This window comes from Bacteroides ovatus, from assembly GCF_001314995.1.
GTDB lineage: Bacteria > Bacteroidota > Bacteroidia > Bacteroidales > Bacteroidaceae > Bacteroides > Bacteroides ovatus.
Genome location: NZ_CP012938.1, coordinates 5,744,673 through 5,763,436 on the forward strand (window position 1 = coordinate 5,744,673; position 18,764 = coordinate 5,763,436).

At 42.3% G+C, this 18,764-nt stretch carries 15 protein-coding genes; 11 read left to right on the forward strand and 4 right to left on the reverse strand.

Features of this window, described 5'->3' with window-relative positions:
• Positions 1-189 precede the first annotated feature (189 nt).
• From Bovatus_RS21625 to Bovatus_RS21675, 11 genes are all read left to right on the forward strand, one after another.
• Positions 190-2,031 carry a rhamnogalacturonan lyase gene (locus Bovatus_RS21625; protein WP_004301578.1) on the forward strand — a complete coding sequence of 614 codons (1,842 nt, stop codon included), beginning with the start codon at positions 190-192 and terminating at the stop codon, positions 2,029-2,031.
• Positions 2,032-2,034: 3 nt separating this feature from the next.
• Positions 2,035-3,444, forward strand: coding sequence for a glycoside hydrolase family 88/105 protein (locus Bovatus_RS21630; protein WP_004301579.1), 1,410 nt, complete (start codon positions 2,035-2,037; stop codon positions 3,442-3,444).
• A gap of 18 nt (positions 3,445-3,462) precedes the next feature.
• Positions 3,463-3,777 (forward strand): L-rhamnose mutarotase, encoded by a 315-nt coding sequence (gene rhaM / locus Bovatus_RS21635; RefSeq protein WP_004301580.1) that lies wholly within the window; start codon positions 3,463-3,465, stop codon positions 3,775-3,777.
• Positions 3,778-3,867: 90 nt separating this feature from the next.
• A complete protein-coding gene (locus tag Bovatus_RS21640) occupies positions 3,868-8,151 on the forward strand; it encodes a hybrid sensor histidine kinase/response regulator transcription factor (protein ID WP_004301581.1) in 4,284 nt (1,427 codons plus the stop codon).
• Positions 8,152-8,317: 166 nt separating this feature from the next.
• Positions 8,318-9,286, forward strand: a complete 969-nt coding sequence (locus Bovatus_RS21645; RefSeq protein WP_004301582.1) for a polysaccharide deacetylase family protein — start codon at positions 8,318-8,320, stop codon at positions 9,284-9,286.
• 13 nt (positions 9,287-9,299) lie between these two features.
• Positions 9,300-10,430: a glycoside hydrolase family 88/105 protein gene (locus Bovatus_RS21650; RefSeq protein WP_032848694.1), complete on the forward strand. Its 1,131-nt coding sequence runs from the start codon at positions 9,300-9,302 to the stop codon at positions 10,428-10,430.
• Between the two features lie 173 nt (positions 10,431-10,603).
• Positions 10,604-11,554 (forward strand): fimbrillin family protein, encoded by a 951-nt coding sequence (locus Bovatus_RS21655; protein ID WP_004320947.1) that lies wholly within the window; start codon positions 10,604-10,606, stop codon positions 11,552-11,554.
• A gap of 31 nt (positions 11,555-11,585) precedes the next feature.
• Positions 11,586-12,476 (forward strand): fimbrillin family protein, encoded by an 891-nt coding sequence (locus Bovatus_RS21660; protein WP_004301585.1) that lies wholly within the window; start codon positions 11,586-11,588, stop codon positions 12,474-12,476.
• Between the two features lie 21 nt (positions 12,477-12,497).
• On the forward strand, positions 12,498-14,102 hold the full coding sequence (locus Bovatus_RS21665) for a fimbrillin family protein (RefSeq protein ID WP_004301586.1): 1,605 nt from the start codon (positions 12,498-12,500) through the stop codon (positions 14,100-14,102).
• Between the two features lie 21 nt (positions 14,103-14,123).
• Complete coding sequence (locus tag Bovatus_RS21670) at positions 14,124-15,404, forward strand: rhamnogalacturonan acetylesterase (protein ID WP_032848697.1); 1,281 nt, start codon at positions 14,124-14,126, stop codon at positions 15,402-15,404.
• Between the two features lie 82 nt (positions 15,405-15,486).
• Positions 15,487-16,260: a hypothetical protein gene (locus tag Bovatus_RS21675; protein ID WP_004301588.1), complete on the forward strand. Its 774-nt coding sequence runs from the start codon at positions 15,487-15,489 to the stop codon at positions 16,258-16,260.
• A gap of 98 nt (positions 16,261-16,358) precedes the next feature.
• Here the strand turns inward: Bovatus_RS21675 and Bovatus_RS25045 are convergent, their stop codons facing one another.
• From Bovatus_RS25045 to Bovatus_RS21690, 4 genes are all read right to left on the reverse strand, one after another.
• Entirely contained in the window at positions 16,359-16,565 is a 207-nt protein-coding gene (locus Bovatus_RS25045; RefSeq protein WP_074726648.1) for a DUF3791 domain-containing protein, read from the reverse strand.
• Complete coding sequence (locus Bovatus_RS25580; protein WP_004301589.1) at positions 16,465-16,740, reverse strand: hypothetical protein; 276 nt, start codon at positions 16,738-16,740, stop codon at positions 16,465-16,467. The genes Bovatus_RS25045 and Bovatus_RS25580 overlap by 101 nt, the downstream gene beginning before the upstream one ends.
• Positions 16,737-16,985 carry a DUF3791 domain-containing protein gene (locus Bovatus_RS21685; protein WP_032848700.1) on the reverse strand — a complete coding sequence of 83 codons (249 nt, stop codon included), beginning with the start codon at positions 16,983-16,985 and terminating at the stop codon, positions 16,737-16,739. Before Bovatus_RS21685 ends, Bovatus_RS25580 begins: the two co-directional genes overlap by 4 nt.
• A gap of 160 nt (positions 16,986-17,145) precedes the next feature.
• Positions 17,146-18,750, reverse strand: coding sequence for a RagB/SusD family nutrient uptake outer membrane protein (locus tag Bovatus_RS21690; RefSeq protein WP_004301592.1), 1,605 nt, complete (start codon positions 18,748-18,750; stop codon positions 17,146-17,148).
• Between the last annotated feature and the right edge of the window lie 14 nt (positions 18,751-18,764).

Sequence of the window (18,764 nt, forward strand, 5' to 3'; positions counted from 1 at the left end):
GTAAGAGACGTTCTTTTCTTTTTCAATGGATTTCCGTGCAAATGTCTTTAAATTCGTTCACGAGACGACAGAAAATAGTGTTAAAAGTACGTCTAATGATGATTTCTACATATATCTGTACAATATTCTATTTTATCAATGGGCTGCGTCCTTTACTTTTGTGTTGTAATTTGATTAATCGATAAAACTATGAAGTGCATAACTCTTTTTTTTAGTTTCTGCCTGATAGCTATCTTCTCGATAGCCCAGCCAAACTATGACTTTTCGAAGTTGAAACGCGAACGTCTGGGACGTGGTGTAATTGCTATCCGAGAGAATCCGTCTACTGTGGCTGTTTCCTGGCGTTATTTGTCTTCCGACCCGATGAATGAATCTTTTGATATTTATAGGAACGATGAAAAGATAAACAAACACCCGTTGAAGGATGCCACTTTCTTTCAGGATGCCTATGCAGGGACAGAATCTGTACTTTATACCGTGAAAGCAAGGGAAGGTAAAACGGAAAGTAGCTATCAATTACCGGCAAATGCCCCATTGGGTTATCTGAATATTCCGTTGAACCGCCCCGAAGATGGTACGACTCCGTCAGGGCAAAACTATTTTTATGCTCCGAATGATGCCAGTATCGGTGACGTGGACGGTGATGGCGAATATGAGATTATTCTGAAATGGGACCCGAGTAATGCACATGATAATTCACATGACGGCTATACGGGAGAAGTATATGTTGATTGCTATAAGTTGAGCGGAAAACTATTATGGCGTATTAATCTGGGACGTAACATACGTGCCGGTGCACACTACACCCAGTTTATGGTGTTCGATTTCGATGGTGACGGCAAAGCGGAAGTAGTGATGAAGACCGCGGACGGAACGGTGGATGGAACAGGAAAAGTGATTGGGGATGCGCAGGCTGACTATCGGAATGAACAAGGACGTATCCTGACCGGACCGGAATATCTGACAGTTTTTAACGGATTGACAGGAGAAGCGATGCAAACAATTGATTATGTGCCCGTAAGAGGAGACTTGATGGGTTGGGGAGACAGTCGTGGTAATCGCAGCGACCGTTTTCTGGCCTGCGTTGCCTATCTCGACGGCATACACCCAAGCGTAGTGATGTGTCGTGGATATTATACACGTACTGTTTTGGCTGCTTTTGACTGGGATGGAAAGGAGCTGAAACAACGTTGGGTATTCGACAGTAATAATCCCGGTTGTAAAGATTATGCCGGACAAGGAAACCATAACCTGCGGGTAGGTGACGTGGACGGTGACGGATGCGATGAGATCATCTACGGTTCATGCGCCATAGACCATAACGGTAAAGGACTCTACACCACGAAAATGGGACACGGCGATGCCATTCATCTGACTCATTTCGACCCCTCTCGTAAAGGGCTGCAAGTATGGGATTGTCATGAAAATAAACGTGATGGTTCTACCTATCGGGATGCAGCTACCGGAGAAGTTCTATTTCAGATTAAAGACAATACAGATGTAGGGCGTTGTATGGCAGCTGATATTGACCCGACTCAACCGGGCGTTGAAATGTGGTCTGTTGCTTCCGGAGGAATAAGGAATGTGAAAGGAGAGGTGGTAAAAGACCGGGTAAGAGGTTTATCCTGTAATATGGCTGTTTGGTGGGATGGAGATTTGTTGCGTGAATTGTTGGATAGAAATATGGTCAGCAAATATAATTGGGAAAAAGGAGTGTGTGAGCGCATAGCCATTTTTGAGGGAACTCTTTCCAATAATGGAACCAAAGCGAATCCTTGCCTTCAGGGAGATATCGTAGGTGACTGGCGCGAAGAAATACTGATGCGTACAGCTGATAATACAGCTTTACGGCTTTACGTCTCCACTATTCCTACCGACTATCGTTTTCATACTTTCCTCGAAGATCCGATTTATCGTATAAGTATCGCTACCCAGAATGTGGCTTATAATCAGCCTACACAGCCCGGATTCTATTTCGGACCGGAGCTTCAGGGCACTGTATTCAGAGGATGTAAAATACCTAAAAAATAGATTATGAATATTCGTATCATAACCATTGCTTTATTGCTGGCAACTTTGCCGGTTAGTGCACAGAAAAAGAAAACGGTAGTGAATGATTCAAATACTCCTTTGCATTTGCTGCAACCTGCTTATCAGGGCACTTATGGTGACCTGACACCCGGGCAGGTCAAGAAAGATATAGATCGTGTATTTGCTTATATTGATAAGGAGACTCCGGCACGCGTGGTAGATAAGAACACAGGTAAACTGATTACCGACTACACCACGATGGGAGAGGAAGCGCAACTGGAACGTGGTGCTTTCCGTCTGGCAAGTTACGAATGGGGAGTAACCTATTCAGCCTTGATAGCAGCTGCCGAAGCCACGGGCGATCAACGTTACATGGACTATGTGCAGAACCGTTTCCGCTTTCTGGCGGAAGTGGCGCCTCATTTTAAACGTGTGTACGAAGAGAAAGGTACAACAGACCCTCAACTGCTGCAAATCCTCACTCCTCATGCCCTGGATGATGCCGGGGCTGTGTGTGCAGCGATGGTGAAAGTCCGTGTGAAAGACCGCTCACTTCCTGTAGACGGATTAATTGAGAACTATTTTGATTTTATTCAGAATAAAGAATACCGGTTGGCAGATGGTACTTTTGCCCGCAATCGTCCGCAACATAATACACTTTGGCTGGATGATATGTTTATGGGTATTCCGGCAGTAGCACAAATGAGTTATTATGACAAGGAGCAAAAAGATAAATATCTGGCAGAAGCGGTGAGACAATTCCTGCAATTTGCCGACCGAATGTTTATCCCTGAAAAAGGATTGTATCGTCATGGATGGGTAGAAAGCAGTACCGATCATCCTGCCTTTTGTTGGGCGCGTGCCAATGGGTGGGCTATGCTGACAGCATGCGAATTGCTCGATGTATTGCCGGAAGATTACCCCCAACGTGCGAAAGTGATGGATTATTTCCGGGCTCATGTACGCGGAGTGACTGCCTTGCAAAGTGGAGAAGGGCTTTGGCATCAATTGCTCGACCGGAATGATTCTTATCTGGAGACGTCTGCTACGGCTATTTACGTATACTGTTTGGCGCATGCTATCAATAAAGGCTGGATTGATGCCATTGCTTATGGACCTGTCGCTCATTTGGGATGGCATGCCGTGGCCGGTAAGATCAATGCGGAAGGTCAGGTGGAAGGCACTTGTGTGGGTACGGGGATGGCTTTCGATCCTGCTTTTTATTACTATCGTCCGGTCAATGTATATGCGGCACATGGATACGGACCAGTGCTTTGGGCAGGTGCGGAAATGATCTCTCTATTGAAGAATCAGTACCCGCAGATGAATGACAGTGCCGTTCAGTATTATCAGGTGAAACAGAAGACGACTGCACCTATTTTTGCCATCGATACAGAAGAAAAGAAAGATTAACTTTAAATAGATAGAACCATGAAACGAGAAGCTTTTAAAATGTATTTAAAACCCGGATGTGAAGCTGAATATGAGAAAAGACACGCTGCCATCTGGCCTGAATTGAAAGCATTGCTTTCCAAAAACGGAGTGTCGGACTATTCGATTTATTGGGATAAGGAGACCAATATCCTGTTTGCTTTCCAGAAAACGGAAGGTGAGGCCGGTTCGCAGGACTTGGGTAATACGGAGATTGTGCAGAAATGGTGGGACTATATGGCGGATATCATGGAAGTGAATCCGGACAACTCACCGGTGTCCATTCCTTTGCCGGAAGTATTCCACATGGATTGATTTTTTAGTAATTAGGTGAGCCGTTTCTTTCATTATCTCAACTATCTTGACTATTTTTGTCCAACATTTATTATTAATCTTGGAATCTATATGATGCAAAGACACCTTTTGATCTTTACCTTTCTTGTTAGTTTTGTGTTGAATGCTTATAGTGCAATTGAGCTTCGTTCTACACAAATGAGAACGAGTGACGGCCTTCCCAATAACTCTATTCGATATATTTATCAGGATAGTAAAGGTTTTTTGTGGCTGGCTACCTTGAACGGGTTAAGTCGTTATGATGGCAACTCTTTTCTCACTTTCCGTCCGGAAATCGGTGATGAGGTATCTTTGGCAGACAACCGTATTTACGATCTGACAGAAGATAAAGATGGTTTTTTGTGGATTTCTACTACACCTGAATTATATAGTTGCTATGATTTGCAACGTGCCCGTTTTGTGGACTATACCGGTTGTGGCGAGTTAAGGCAGAATTATTCAACGGTTTTTGTCGCTGCTAACGGAGATGTCTGGCTTTCCCATTCGGGAAATGGCTGCCGGAAGATGGTACATCAGAAAAATGGTGAGATGACATCTACCGTATTCAGGACCGAACGTGGAAATCTGCCGGATAACCGGGTGAAATTTGTGAATGAGGATGCCAGTGGCCGTATCTGGATCGGCACTCAATGCGGACTGGTTTCTGTCTCCAACGGACAATATCGGATAGAAGACCGATTAATCCACTTCACTTCTTCGCTGTCCTATAAGGACGATATGTATTTCCTTACAGCAGATGGAGATATCTATTATTATCAGGAGGCTACTCAAAAGATGCAAAAGTTGGCTTCTCTTGCCACTGTGGCAGGGGCGACATCGCCAACCGGAAATTTCCTGTTGAAAGATAAGTGGGTGATCCTGACTACTACCGGAGTATATACTTATAAGTTTGCTACCGGAGAGATGGCCGCAGATCCTCGTTTGAATATTAAAAAGGGAGAATTGATACGTGATAATCGTGGAGATTATTGGATATACAATCATACGGGACGGCTTACATACGTGCTTGCCGAAACCGGAGAGAGTAAGGATTTCCAGTTGATTCCCCAGGATAAGATAAGTTATATCGACTTTGAACGTTATCATATCGTCCATGATTCTCGGGGAATTATTTGGATTTCGACCTATGGAAATGGGCTTTTCGCTTATAATACCGCCGAAGATAAACTGGAGCATTTTGTGGCGAACATTAATGACCAGAGTCATATCAGTTCGGATTTCCTGCAATATGTGATGGAAGATCGTGCCGGTGGCATCTGGGTAGCTTCGGAATATTCAGGCTTGTCCCGTATTTCCGTATTGAATGAAGGAACTTCCCGTATCTATCCCGAATCCCGTGATTTGTTCGACCGGTCGAACACCATCCGTATGCTTACCAGAATGTCTAATGGGGATATCTGTGTAGGTACGCGTAAGGGGGGATTATACACCTTTGATTCGAGCCTTCATTCGAAAATGACCAATCAATATTTCCATTCTAATATCTATGCTCTCACCGAAGACAAACAGGGACGAATGTGGATGGGAACTCGTGGAAATGGTCTCAAAGTGGGGGACACCTGGTATTATAATAATCCTTCTGATTTGACAGCCTTATCCGATAATAACGTTTTTGCCATTTATCGCGACCGTAAAGACCGCATGTGGATAGGAACATTTGGCGGTGGGCTGGAACTGGCTGAACCTACTCCCGACGGTAAATATAAATTCCGTCATTTCTTCCAGCAAACATTCGGGATGAGAATGGTGCGTGTGATAGAAGAAGACGCAAATGGGATGGTGTGGGTAGGAACCAGTGAGGGTATTTGTATTTTTCATCCGGATTCATTGATTGCAGATGCTGATAATTATCATCTTTTCAGTTATACAAACGGAAAGTTTTGCAGTAATGAAATCAAGTGTATCTATCGGGATACGGAAGGGCGGATGTGGATTGGTACGTCCGGTTCGGGACTGAATCTTTGTGAGCCGCAGGATAACTATTGCTCTTTGAAATATGAACATTACGGAACTTCCGAAGGATTGGTTAACGATGTAATCCAGTCTATTCTGGGAGATAAAAAGGGGAATCTCTGGGTTGCCACCGAATATGGTATTTCCAAATTTAATCCGGCTACCCATTCTTTTGAAAACTATTTCTTTTCTTCCTATACATTGGGAAATGTGTATAGTGAGAATAGTGCCTGTATGCGCGAAGATGGAAAACTGCTTTTTGGCACAAACTACGGATTAATAGTGATCGATCCTGAAAAGATACAGGATAACGAAACTTTCTCCCCGGTTGTTTTCACGGATTTATATGTCAATGGAACCCAGATGAATCCGCAGATGGAGGACTCTCCGTTAAAGCAATCGTTGGCTTATTCGGACGAAATAACCCTAAAGTTTTTTCAGAACTCATTCTTGATAGATTTCTCTACTTTTGATTATTCGGATAGCGGCCATACCAAATATATGTATTGGCTGGAAAATTACGATCAGGGATGGAGTGCTCCTTCTCCTCTGAATTTTGCTTCGTTTAAGTATCTTAATCCGGGAACTTATATACTTCACGTCAAGTCGAGCAATGGATCAGGTGTTTGGAATGATAGCGAGACTACACTGAAAATTGTAATTGTCCCTCCATTCTGGAAAACGACTTGGGCAATGCTGGGTTATGTGCTGTTATTAATCATAGCCTTGTACTTTGCTTTCCGTATCGTTCGTAACTTTAACGGCTTGCGTAACCGCATCAATGTAGAAAAGCAGTTGACAGAATATAAACTGGTGTTTTTTACCAATATCTCTCATGAATTCCGTACTCCGCTTACCTTGATTCAGGGAGCATTGGAGAAGATTCAACGTGTGACTGATATCCCGCGTGAATTGATATATCCGCTGAAAACAATGGATAAGAGCACGCAGCGTATGTTGAGGCTTATCAATCAGTTGCTGGAATTTAGAAAGATGCAGAATAATAAGCTGGCACTCTCTTTAGAGGAAACGGATGTCATCTCTTTCCTTTATGAAATATTCTTGAGTTTCGGCGACGTGGCGGAACAGAAGAATATGAACTTCCGTTTCTTGCCTTCGGTGCCATCTTATAAGATGTTTATTGATAAAGGAAATTTGGATAAGGTGACTTATAACCTGCTTTCAAATGCATTTAAATATACTCCTTCCAACGGAACGATTATTCTTTCGGTGAATGTGGACGAAGGGAAACAAACATTGCAAATTCAGGTTTCGGATACAGGAGTGGGGATTCCTAAAGAGAAACAGAACGAATTGTTCAAGCGGTTTATGCAGAGTAATTTCTCCGGTGACAGTATTGGGGTCGGTCTGCATTTGAGCCACGAACTGGTGCAGGTACATAAAGGCACGATTGAATATAAAGACAATGAAGGTGGCGGTTCTGTATTTACCGTATGTATTCCGACAGATAAGACGGTGTATTCGGAGAAAGACTTCCTTGTTCCGGGCAACGTATTGCTGAAAGAGGCGGATGGTCACGCACATCATTTGTTACAGCTTTCGGAAGAGCTTCCTGACCCGGAAAAGATGGTTGCTCCTTTGAATAAACGGAAAGTGCTGATTATTGAAGATGATAATGATATCCGTGAGTTTCTACGGGAAGAAATCGGCGCATACTTTGAAGTGGAAGTGGCTGCCGACGGCACGTCCGGATTTGAAAAGGCCCGTACGTATGATGCCGACCTGATTATCTGTGATGTTCTGATGCCGGGTATGACCGGATTTGAAGTAACCAAGAAACTAAAAACAGATTTTGATACGAGTCATATTCCCATTATCCTTCTGACTGCGTTGAACTCACCGGAAAAGCATCTGGAAGGAATTGAGGCAGGTGCGGATGCATACATCGCCAAACCATTCAGCGTTAAACTGCTGTTGGCACGTGTATTCCGTTTGATCGAGCAGCGCGATAAATTGCGTGAGAAGTTCTCCAGTGAACCGGGTATTGTGCGTCCGGCTATGTGTACTACCGACCGGGATAAAGAATTTGCAGACCGTTTGGCTGCCATTCTCGAACAGAATCTTGCCCGCCCGGAATTTTCTATTGACGAGTTTGCGCAGCTTATGAAGTTGGGACGAACTGTTTTTTATCGGAAATTACGCGGCGTAACAGGATATTCGCCTAATGAATATTTGCGTGTGGTGCGCATGAAGAAAGCGGCGGAGTTATTGCTGTCAGAAGATAATCTGACGGTTGCGGAAGTCTCTTACAAGGTAGGCATCAGTGATCCTTTCTATTTCAGTAAATGCTTTAAAGCACAGTTTGGGGTAGCACCATCGGTTTATCAGCGTGGTGTGAATAGTGAAGGAGATTCCATGTAGAACAGATTTTTATCCATTTCGCTTCCGGACCTTTATATTGAATAATAGTCCTTGTATTTGTGTACAATAGTCCATTGTACAATAGGGAAGGTACACCTATCTTTGCAGGGTAAATAGTGTGTGACTATGGCTTTCATATTCATATCTTTAATCATTTAATAGAATCATGAAAACACTTTCTTTATTTATTCTGACTTCTTTTTTCTATATTTTGGGTATAAGTACCCTATCAGCTGCCAATTGGAAAGTTTACGTTGCCAAATATAAGCAGGACAAAACTTGTGCTATCACCTATACTTTTGATGATGGTTTGGCAGAACATTCCACAGTGGCTGCGCCGGAATTGGAAAAGCGTGGCTTTAGAGGAACCTTCTGGGTTTGCGGTTTTTATACGGAACAAGGGGCATCATCCAAGTTACCTCGAATGACTTGGGATGAACTAAAGCAAATGGCAAAGAACGGACATGAAATCTCCAATCATAGCTGGTCACATCAGAATGCGAAGCGTTTGACCTTGGAACAAGTGAAATCTGAAATAGAGAAGAATGATAGTGCGATTTTTGCCAATATAGGTGTGATGCCTGTCACTTATTGTTATCCATATAACTATAAGACAGATGAGATCGTTGCGCTGGCTTCTAAAAACAGAGTGGGAACACGTACCAAACAGATTTCGATTGGCGGAAAATCTAGCCCTCAACGATTTGCCAAATGGCTGGATGATTTAATGACGAAAGAGGAGTGGGGAGTAGGTATGACGCATGGAATCAATTACGGATATGATGCTTTTAAGGAACCTTCGTTGTTTTGGGAACACTTGGATAAAGTGAAAAGTCTGGAAGATAAGATTTGGGTAGGTACGTTTCGTGAAGTGGCTGCTTATATAAGGGAGAGGGATGATATTCGATTAAACGTTTCCACACATAAGAGGGGATTGACGATTACTCCTGAAATGACATTGGACAAGAAAATATATACAGAACCATTAACCATGGTGCTTGTGGGAGAAGCAGTAGAAAAGGTGTCTGTGAAACAAGGTAAAAAGCAGCTTTCCGCACATATTTCCGGAGATAAAGTTCTTTTCGATTTCAATCCGTATGCAGGGAAAATTAAAGTAAGTTTCAACAATAAATAATCTAAGAATGTACATGAAAAATAAATTAGTACTATTACTCTTTTTCATATTGACAGGTGCTGTCAGTGTAAATGCTCAAAACTTGCCCGATCAAAAGGAAACATTGGAGGTCATGAAGAAAGTGAACGGTTACTTTATGAAAAAGTATGCCGATTATACTATCCCCAGTTTTTATGGTCGTGTACGTCCCAGTAATATCTGGACACGTGGCGTATATTATGAGGGGCTGATGGCGCTCTATTCTATTTATCCGCGTGAGGATTATTATAAGTATGCCTACGATTGGGCTGATTTTCACAAATGGGGAATGAGAAACGGCAATACCACCCGTAACGCCGACGACCATTGCTGTGGACAAACGTATATCGACTTATATAATATTTGTCCGTCAGACCCGAACATGATCCGGAATATCAAAGCAAGTATCGATATGGTAGTGAACACCCCGCAGGTGAACGACTGGTGGTGGATTGACGCTGTACAGATGGCAATGCCTATTTTTGCTAAATTCGGAAAGATGACTGGGGAACAGAAGTACTACGACAAGATGTGGGATATGTACTATTATACACGCAGTCAGCACGATGAAACCGGTATGTTCAATCAGAAAGACGGTCTGTGGTGGCGCGATCAGGATTTCAATCCTCCCTATAAGGAGCCTAATGGAGAGGATTGCTATTGGAGTCGTGGAAACGGATGGGTATATGCTGCTTTGGTGCGTGTCTTGGATGAAATTCCCTCTGACGAAAAACACCGTCAGGACTATGTCAATGATTTCCTGACCATGAGCAAGGCATTGAAGAAGTGTCAGCGTGAAGACGGTTTCTGGAATGTCAGCCTTCATGATCCTACGAACTTCGGAGGCAAAGAGACTTCCGGCACAGCACTGTTTGTTTACGGTATGGCTTGGGGAGTTCGTAACGGACTGCTCGACCGTAAAGAATATCTTCCCATCCTTTTAAAAGCGTGGAACGCTATGGTGAAAGATGCCGTACATCCGAACGGATTCCTGGGATATGTACAAGGTACGGGTAAGGAGCCCAAAGACGGTCAGCCGGTTACTTATAAGAGTGTACCCGACTTTGAAGATTACGGTGTAGGTTGTTTCCTGCTTGCCGGAACGGAAGTGTACAAGCTGAAATAATAGAATAATATACACTTCTCCATGGGTAATTATACTCCGGTAGCCTTACTTCCCTTGAATGGATAATTGCCAAGGTATTTGCGTACAATCGTCCATTGTATACTTCAATAAGTACGTCTACATTTGCAGGAGTAAAAAACTAAAAAAAACAATAACTTAAAATGAAGACATCAATGAAAAACATGTATTTAGCTGCTGCTATGGTAGTGTCATTAGCTTTTTCTGCTTGTAGTGATGAAGAGTCGGGAAAGGCGGATCGCGCTTATAAACCCATCGAAATTTATGGAAATATCAATGAAGTGGTGAATAATGTACAGGAAACTCGTGCTGTCGGTGCGGCATGGGGCTCGGACGACCGGATTGGAGTGACTGTTGAAGCGGATGAGGATAATGCGACCGCTAATGCAGTGGATACCTATATTAATATCCAATATCGCAATGAAACCGGAGGTTCGTTCCGTGTTGTGAACGAAGGCTCAACAGACAATAATATCCGTTTGAAAGGAGAAGGTGAGTTTACTTTGAATGCTTATTATCCGTATCAGGGAGCGAATGGTACATTGCCGGGTACAGAAGGAGTGATTGCAAAAACAATCAGCGGAGCAGACCAGACAACCGACAAACAGCCACAAATAGACTTTCTATTTGCCCAGGCTACCGGAGTTCGTGCAGAGTCTCCTGTTACCTTCGACTTCTCACATAAAATGACTAAAATCATATTGAAGTTTAAAGCAACCAACGGAGCTACATTAAATAATATGAAAGTCTATTTGAAAAGCCTGCAGTTGGAAGGCTCTTTTAATGTGACTACCGGTGAGGCTGTTGCCAAAAGCGGTGCTACTCCAAATTCAGAATTAAGCATGGATATTGCTAAACCGGCAGAAGGTGAAATGACTGCATCCATTATTTTATTCCCACAGGATATGCCGGAGAAAGTTTTGCTGGAAGTGAGAATGAATGATGAGACCTACACGCAATACATGCCTGTTCAGAATCTGGAGAGTGGACATGCCTATCCTTATAATGTGACCTTCGAAAATCCTGCAATGACAATCACCAAAGCGGAAATAGAAGACTGGATCGTAGAAGATGATAAAGATGTAACTGCTTCGGTTACTGAATAAACGACTGACAAGGATTCAAAAAAAGAATGATATGAAAAGAAATGAATTATGGCTCGGCTGTTTATTGGCAGTAGCAGGTTTCTTCGGAGCTTGTACCAATGTAGTGGAAGACGAGTCTCAAAATAATAAATATCCGATGGAGCTAATGGCGGAAAAGTCAGCTATAACTTTCACGCGTAGCATCGGGGAGAAGACTGAATGGGATGGAGGAGAGCTTGTTTCCCTATACGATGGTTTCTCACAAAAGTTGTATGAGGTTTCTCAATCAGGAGAAATGAGTGCTAAAAATAACGATCCTCTTTATTGGTATACAACGACGGAAGAAGAGACTTTGTTTGCCTGGTATCCTTCTTCGGAAACTTTGTTGACAGAGTGGACCGTAGCTTCCGATCAGACTATTGAAGAATCATATAAAAACTCGGATTTCCTTTATGCCTATGAGAAAATGAAATTCCGTAGCGAGCGGAAGCTTAAATTCCATCACGGAACGGTGAAGCTGATTATCAACGTGAAAGGTGACGGAGACACTGTATCGGAAGAAGATTTGAAGGATATTGTGTTCACTGTAAGTGCTGTAACAAAGGGCAGTATGGCAGAAGGCAAATTACAGTCTGCCGCAGGAGTTGAAGCGACAGTGATGAAACCTTATTTGTTGGAAAATGCCAGAGAAGGATACGCTTATTCTTTTCAGTTGCTGATGATTCCGCAGGATATGTCCGGCAAATTATTCTTTAAAGTTGCGTTGAAAGACGGCAGGAATTTCGGTCATACGCCGGGCAATGGTGAAGGCATATTAGAAGGTGGACACCAATATACATACAATGTAGGAGTTGGTAAACCGGGATTGAAAGTGACAATAGAAAAAGATTCTGTTTCGTGGGACGGTGATGACGAAGAGGTTGAAGGAACTGATAGAGAATAATATTCAAAATTTGAAGCGAAGATGAAACAATATAAACTTATGCAAGTGGCCTTGCTGGCAATCCTATTGTTCGGTTGGGCTGGTTGTTCTCAAAATGAGGAAGAAGTTCCGGGAAATGTACGGAATGGGATTGTACTGAACGTGACTGATACAGGGATAATTAGCAATGAACCGTCTACGCGTACAGAAGATACGGGATTCGTCACGACCTTTACACAAGGCGACCAGATTGGACTGTTCGCCGTGAAAGACGGTGCGATATTGGACGAAATCAATAATATGCCTTTCACTTTCAATGGTTCGAGCTGGTCGGGTAAACCGATATTGTATGATGATCGTCTGGTGGGAGTGAATTTCTATGCTTACTATCCTTATCAATCGGAAATGACAGGAAAAACGGATTTGATAGGTGATGATTTTTTTGCTCCTCTGGCAGCCGGTTGGGAATTGACAACAGAACAAAGTGATCAGAAAGCATATGCGAAACAGGATTTGATGACCTCAAATGCAACTGCATTGATTGGTGAGAACGGAAACTACTCATTGAGCTTTCAGTTAACACACCGTATGAGCTTGGTTGTTGTGAAGTTGCCTTCCACTCGTTATATCTTTACAGATGCCGAAGGAGTGGCAATGCCGGAAGAAACTCCTTATGTTGCTATGTCTGTCGATGTAGCTTTTTATCTTGATAATGTGGAGGAAGGAACTAAAATTTCTCCTTATTATGACGCAAAGAAAGATGAATATCGTTTGCTAAGAAAACCGTCTTCGGAAAATCAGATTATCGGTCATTATAATGATAAGCAATGTACGCTTGATACGGCTGAAAAGATGAAAGAAGGAAAATACAAACGTTTTGTTGTCGATGGTGGATATAAAGAGGTGACCCATCATCTGCAGGTAGGCGATTATTATTATGCAGATGGAAGTGTGGTAAGTGGCAATGAAGCAGAACCTGCAAAGGATAATTGTATTGGAATCGTTTGTTGGGTGGGAAATCCGATGCCTTCTGTGTTGTATAAAGATGTGGCGGGAACTCCCTATACTGCCACTAATGATGCATTGCTCCGTTCGCATCCCAATTGTGTTCATGGGTTAGTTATGAGCCTCTATACAGAAACGGGCAAATTCTCTCCTGCTCTTACTCAAAGTATACACGACTGGTTTATGACTACTTCGTTTACTTCTTCTTATGTATCTGTTACCGGATATTATGATGCAAATGAAAATAATAAAAACAAACCTCTTCGCTTTTTGGGATATAACAACTCGGAAGTATTAGATTTGTACTACGATACTTTCAAAACAGATTTTGAATGTTTCCAATATCAGGATGATTGTGAAAGTAGCTTCCCGTCTCCGTCTATAACTACCGGTTGGTATGTGCCTTCCAGTGGGGAACTTGTTGCTTTGCAGGATAAAGATAATTCTTTAGAGAGTAAGCTGAATACTAAGTTGATAAAAGTATCGGATAAAACAATGGATATATCTGCTACCTATTGGAGTAGTACGGAACGGAATAATAAGAATATGTACATTGTTACTTATTCTAAAACAGCTGGCTCGGCAGGAACCGGTGGTGTCAAGACCAATACTTACACTTATCGTTTTTTCCTGGGATTCTAAATTAAAGATATTTGTATGATGATGAAGAGAATACTATTTCTTATTAGTCTTTTGTTGGTAACCGGTTGCCTTTTAGTACGTGCGCAAGTCTATAAATTCGACTTTACTTCCGACAAAAAGGTAAAAGAGGGATATACTAAAGTGACACCCGAAACCTTGTTCAATGACGAACAAGGTTACGGATATGATTTGCAACCGGCATGGGATGGAAAAAGTAATCAGCCTTTCTTCTTCTCCGTCAATGTTCCCGATGGCAATTATAAAGTAACCGTCACCCTTGGCAGTAAGGATTCAGCCGGAAATACTACGGTGCGTGCCGAGTCCCGCCGACTGTTTATTGAAAATCTTCCGACTAAAAAGGGAGAAATGATTACCGAATCTTTTACTGTCAACAAGCGGAACATGAAAATCAGCGAAAGAGAGAAAGTCAAAATCAAGGCACGTGAAAAGAATAAACTGAACTGGGATGAAAAACTGACTATTGAATTTAATGGTGATGCGCCCCGTATCACTTCTCTGGTCATTGAACGTGCAGATAAAGTGCCTACCATTTTTCTTTGCGGCAACTCCACCGTGGTTGATTATGATAACGAACCTTGGGCCGCTTGGGGACAAATGTTTCCACGGTGGTTCACCGATCAGGTAGCTATTGCCAATTATGCTGAATCCGGAGAATCTGCTAATACCTTTATCGGTGCCGGACGTTTGAAAAAAGCCCTGACACAGATGAAGAAGGGCGATTATCTCTTTATGGAGTTCGGACACAACGATCAGAAACAGAAAGGACCCGGCAAAGGAGCTTTCTATTCTTTCATGTATAATCTGAAGATTTATATTGATGAAGCCCGTTCCAGAGGTGCGTATCCTGTATTAGTGACTCCGACGCAACGTCGTCGTTTTGATAAGAACGGTAAGATTGTAAACACTCACCTTGATTATCCTGATGCGATTCGTTGGTTGGCAGCCAAAGAAAACGTACCTTTGATTGATTTGAATGAAATAAGTCGTACACTTTACGAGGCAATGGGCGAAGATGGCTCTAAACATGCGTTCGTGCATTATCCGGCTAATACTTATCCGGGACAGACAAAGGAACTGAAAGATAATTCCCACTCCAATACTTTCGGTGCTTATGAACTGGCTAAATGTATTATTGAAGGAATGAAGAAAGCTGATTTGGATGCGGTGAAGTTCTTGAGGAAGGATTATAAAGGATTCAATCCAGACCATCCCGACAGATTCGAAGACTTTAAATGGAATCTTTGCCCGTTTACGGAGATAGAGAAACCGGATGGTAATTAATAAATGGAAATATAATAGCGGATTATTCCGGTTCAATATCAATAAATAACGTAGATTAAAAACATAAAATAGAAGAGGGATTATGAAAAAAGTGTTTGTATCAATGGCGTTGGCAGTTCTTGCATTGGGAAGCCAGGCACAAGTTTTGAAGAATGACCTGTTGAAAGGTTATAAGGTAGGCGATACTTTGGAGAAAACGGTTTATGATGATAAACGGGCTCCTATTAACGTAGATACTTGGTGTGGAGCATTTACTACGACATCGGTTGAAGGAGTGGTAAGTCCTACTGTTGGAAAGGCTTTGACTTATGACGGATATAGTGAGGCGGGATCATCTATCAATTTTGGTTTTCCGCAAGGTGTGAAAGGTTCCCGTGTCAGCGTATATTCTTTGGTAGAATCAGGAAAAGTTTACTCTAAAGGAACTTATTACCTGGCTTGTCTGGTGAACTTTGCTAAAGTCGGTTCAAGTAATTTGGCAGATATCTTGGCTGCCAGTGCCAGTTATGTTGGCGGAGGAAATCGTGGTCAAGTATATGTCAGACGTGAAGGAAATGATAAAATCAAATTTGCTGTAGGCTTGATGAAAGAACGTAACGAAGCTCCTATGGTATATGATTATAATACAACGCATCTGCTGGTATTGAAAGTTGATTATGACAAGAATGAAGTTTCTTTATTCGTTGATCCTGATTTAAATCAGAATGAACCGAAAGCCGATGTTGTAGTGGCTGGTGAAGAAGGTGCATTGAAAGCTGGTCTGAAAGCTATTTCGTTTAGAAATCGCAGTGGCTTTAAAGGAAATATCGGTAATTTCCGCTTTGCCAGAGATTGGGCTGGCGCTATAGGAAAATAATAGAATATATTAATCTATTAAATAGAAGAGGGGGAGAGTTGCATTGTAGACAACTTTCCTCCTTTTTGAGTTGTGGTAAGCTATATTATATTCTTGAATCACTGCTTGTCTTGTAATTCACGTAATACATCATTTATAATATAAGTATCGCTCATTAGATGCAGACCGTAACGGGAGTCATGTAACATGGCACATACATTTGTTTCATAAAACAGATTTAATGCTCGTTCCGGGCTTATCTCCAATCGGACCGATAATAATAGGATGATACGACTTATTTTTCTCCAAAGTACTTGTTCTCTCATTTATTACCTCCTTTTCTGTCCATTGTATCCAGTGGAAAACTCTTATCAAAATGTAGCTGTGTATCAATGAGTTGCTGATTGAGCAAACATTACCGAAATCTAAATCGGCACGTCCCACTTTGGCTAAAGGATGCTCTATAGAAAGGGTGGAACCATGATAAAGTGTTATTTTCATACTTTTCCGCCCTCCTGTGCTTCCCAGTTTTTCAAAGCTTCAGCCACATCCTCGCCTACATGTTTTAGGCTTTGTGTGTGCATCACTTCGTAATTGTCCAGTAGAAGACGTTTGATTAGGTTCATTTTCTCTAAACGTCGGCGCATTTCCATAGGAGAAATTCCCATTTCGCGTGCTCCGGCTTCTATCGCCATGACTGCAAAGTGAATCTTTTCACTTTCTAGGATATCTGGTTGTTTACACATAAGCATTAAAATTCAGTTTATAAACAAAGATACTTGATGGCAGGCAAATAAACAACATTGCCGGAACTTTTTTGTATATACAAGTAAAAGTCCTCCAAGCTGCCGCCGGAGGACTTTCACTACTAACCTTCAAACAAATTTATAAATAGTATTATGTCGCTTAATTATATCCTTTATTCTGTTCGTACAATCCTTCTTTTACTTTCATTTGTGAATCCGGTATCGGGTAGATGTATGAGTCTTTGGTGACCAGTTTGTATAATTCGTACGTTTCCGGCTTGGTGATTACTCCGTTGGCATCGGAACCATTGCGCTTGAACATATCCTGCAATACACCTACATATCGGTTCTGACGTACCAAATCGTGCCAGCGGATTCCTTCAGATGCCAGTTCACGGCGGCGTTCAATATCTACAGAGTCTGCAAAATTCTCGATGGTAATATCATCATCCAAAGCATCCAGTCCGGCGCGTGTACGAATCTTATTCACCATTTCTTTCCCTTTGCCGGTAGGTCCTACAATTTCAGCATACATCAACATCACATCTTCCAGGCGAATTAGTGGATAATTGATGGGGAAATAGGTGCGGTCGGCAATCTGGTCATCGATGTCTTCGTATCCTAAAAGTTTGCGTTTCATTTTGTGCTCGAAGAATTTCAGGAAGAAATCCCCTCCTGTATATGGAGTTCCGTCTTCGTCGACAAATTCACTTGTATTGATAGTTCCTGCACAACGTTTGTCAATGAAAGCACCTGTTTCGTCGGTTTGCTTGAAAATACCGTCCAATTGGTTCTCACACCATATTCTGTTACCGGACATTTGTATCTTCGTATAAGAATCGTTGACAGCCGGTACAGAGTTGAATACCATTGGATTACCATAGTTCTTGGCTGCAATATACTGGATCTCGAAAATATGATATTTGTTGTCGTTGTCACTGATCCATATTTTAATCCATTCGTCGGCTGTGCTCGCCCAATATTTATTGTTGGCGAAAGAATAATCGATCACCTCGCTAAATAGTTCCTCGGCCAACGCCTTTTTAGATGCATCCTGTACGGGATATCCTGCCATTGTCAGATAAACGCGTCCTAATAAAGACTTTGCAGCCACTTGGGTAGCACGCCCGGCTGAAGCGCTGTTTCCCATATAATTCAGCGGAGTGTCTACCAGTTTCTTTACTGCGTCCTCCAAATCCGGGACGATTGCTGTCTCATATACCTCCACCGGTTCAGACTGTTTGATCGTCATCGCTTCATTCACAGATACCGGTTCCAATACGATAGGAATACGTCCGAAGTAGCGTACTAAGTCAAAATAAGCCAATGCTCTAAGGAATTTGGCCTCGCCGATAAACTGGTTTTTGATAGCTTCTGAAGAGAAAGTAACCCCGTCGGTTTTGCTAAGAAACATATTGGCACGGGCTATAATCTCGTACAGATTATTCCAGGCTCCGGAAAGGGTACTGATGGTAGAAATGTTGGGATTGAAAGTTCCTATATCGATATAGTCACGTTGTTTATCCGTCGTTTTATCCACCCACGCATTGTCTGAACGAACTTCCGACATAAGCCAGGAATAGTCCGAAATAGGAAGCAGGCCGTTGTAGATACCGATAATGGCTTGTTCCATTTCACTGGGAGTTGAATAGAAATAGTCCGTGGTACGTGTGTCGTTAGGCTCCACTTCCAGCCAACTTTCACAAGAGGACAGTGACAATGTCAGCGCTAATCCTCCACTTATAAGATATTTATATAGTTTCATAGTTTCTTTCTTTT

What these genes read in the sequence shown, in the direction of transcription:
- Bovatus_RS21625 (WP_004301578.1), top strand. Translation starts at nt 190, where the DNA reads ATGAAGTGCATAACTCTTTTTTTTAGTTTCTGCCTGATAGCTATCTTC.
- Bovatus_RS21630 (WP_004301579.1), top strand. Translation starts at nt 2,035, where the DNA reads ATGAATATTCGTATCATAACCATTGCTTTATTGCTGGCAACTTTGCCG.
- rhaM (WP_004301580.1), top strand. Translation starts at nt 3,463, where the DNA reads ATGAAACGAGAAGCTTTTAAAATGTATTTAAAACCCGGATGTGAAGCT.
- Bovatus_RS21640 (WP_004301581.1), top strand. Translation starts at nt 3,868, where the DNA reads ATGATGCAAAGACACCTTTTGATCTTTACCTTTCTTGTTAGTTTTGTG.
- Bovatus_RS21645 (WP_004301582.1), top strand. Translation starts at nt 8,318, where the DNA reads ATGAAAACACTTTCTTTATTTATTCTGACTTCTTTTTTCTATATTTTG.
- Bovatus_RS21650 (WP_032848694.1), top strand. Translation starts at nt 9,300, where the DNA reads ATGAAAAATAAATTAGTACTATTACTCTTTTTCATATTGACAGGTGCT.
- Bovatus_RS21655 (WP_004320947.1), top strand. Translation starts at nt 10,604, where the DNA reads ATGAAAAACATGTATTTAGCTGCTGCTATGGTAGTGTCATTAGCTTTT.
- Bovatus_RS21660 (WP_004301585.1), top strand. Translation starts at nt 11,586, where the DNA reads ATGAAAAGAAATGAATTATGGCTCGGCTGTTTATTGGCAGTAGCAGGT.
- Bovatus_RS21665 (WP_004301586.1), top strand. Translation starts at nt 12,498, where the DNA reads ATGAAACAATATAAACTTATGCAAGTGGCCTTGCTGGCAATCCTATTG.
- Bovatus_RS21670 (WP_032848697.1), top strand. Translation starts at nt 14,124, where the DNA reads ATGAAGAGAATACTATTTCTTATTAGTCTTTTGTTGGTAACCGGTTGC.
- Bovatus_RS21675 (WP_004301588.1), top strand. Translation starts at nt 15,487, where the DNA reads ATGAAAAAAGTGTTTGTATCAATGGCGTTGGCAGTTCTTGCATTGGGA.
- Bovatus_RS25045 (WP_074726648.1), bottom strand. Translation starts at nt 16,565, where the DNA reads ATGAGAGAACAAGTACTTTGGAGAAAAATAAGTCGTATCATCCTATTA.
- Bovatus_RS25580 (WP_004301589.1), bottom strand. Translation starts at nt 16,740, where the DNA reads ATGAAAATAACACTTTATCATGGTTCCACCCTTTCTATAGAGCATCCT.
- Bovatus_RS21685 (WP_032848700.1), bottom strand. Translation starts at nt 16,985, where the DNA reads ATGTGTAAACAACCAGATATCCTAGAAAGTGAAAAGATTCACTTTGCA.
- Bovatus_RS21690 (WP_004301592.1), bottom strand. Translation starts at nt 18,750, where the DNA reads ATGAAACTATATAAATATCTTATAAGTGGAGGATTAGCGCTGACATTG.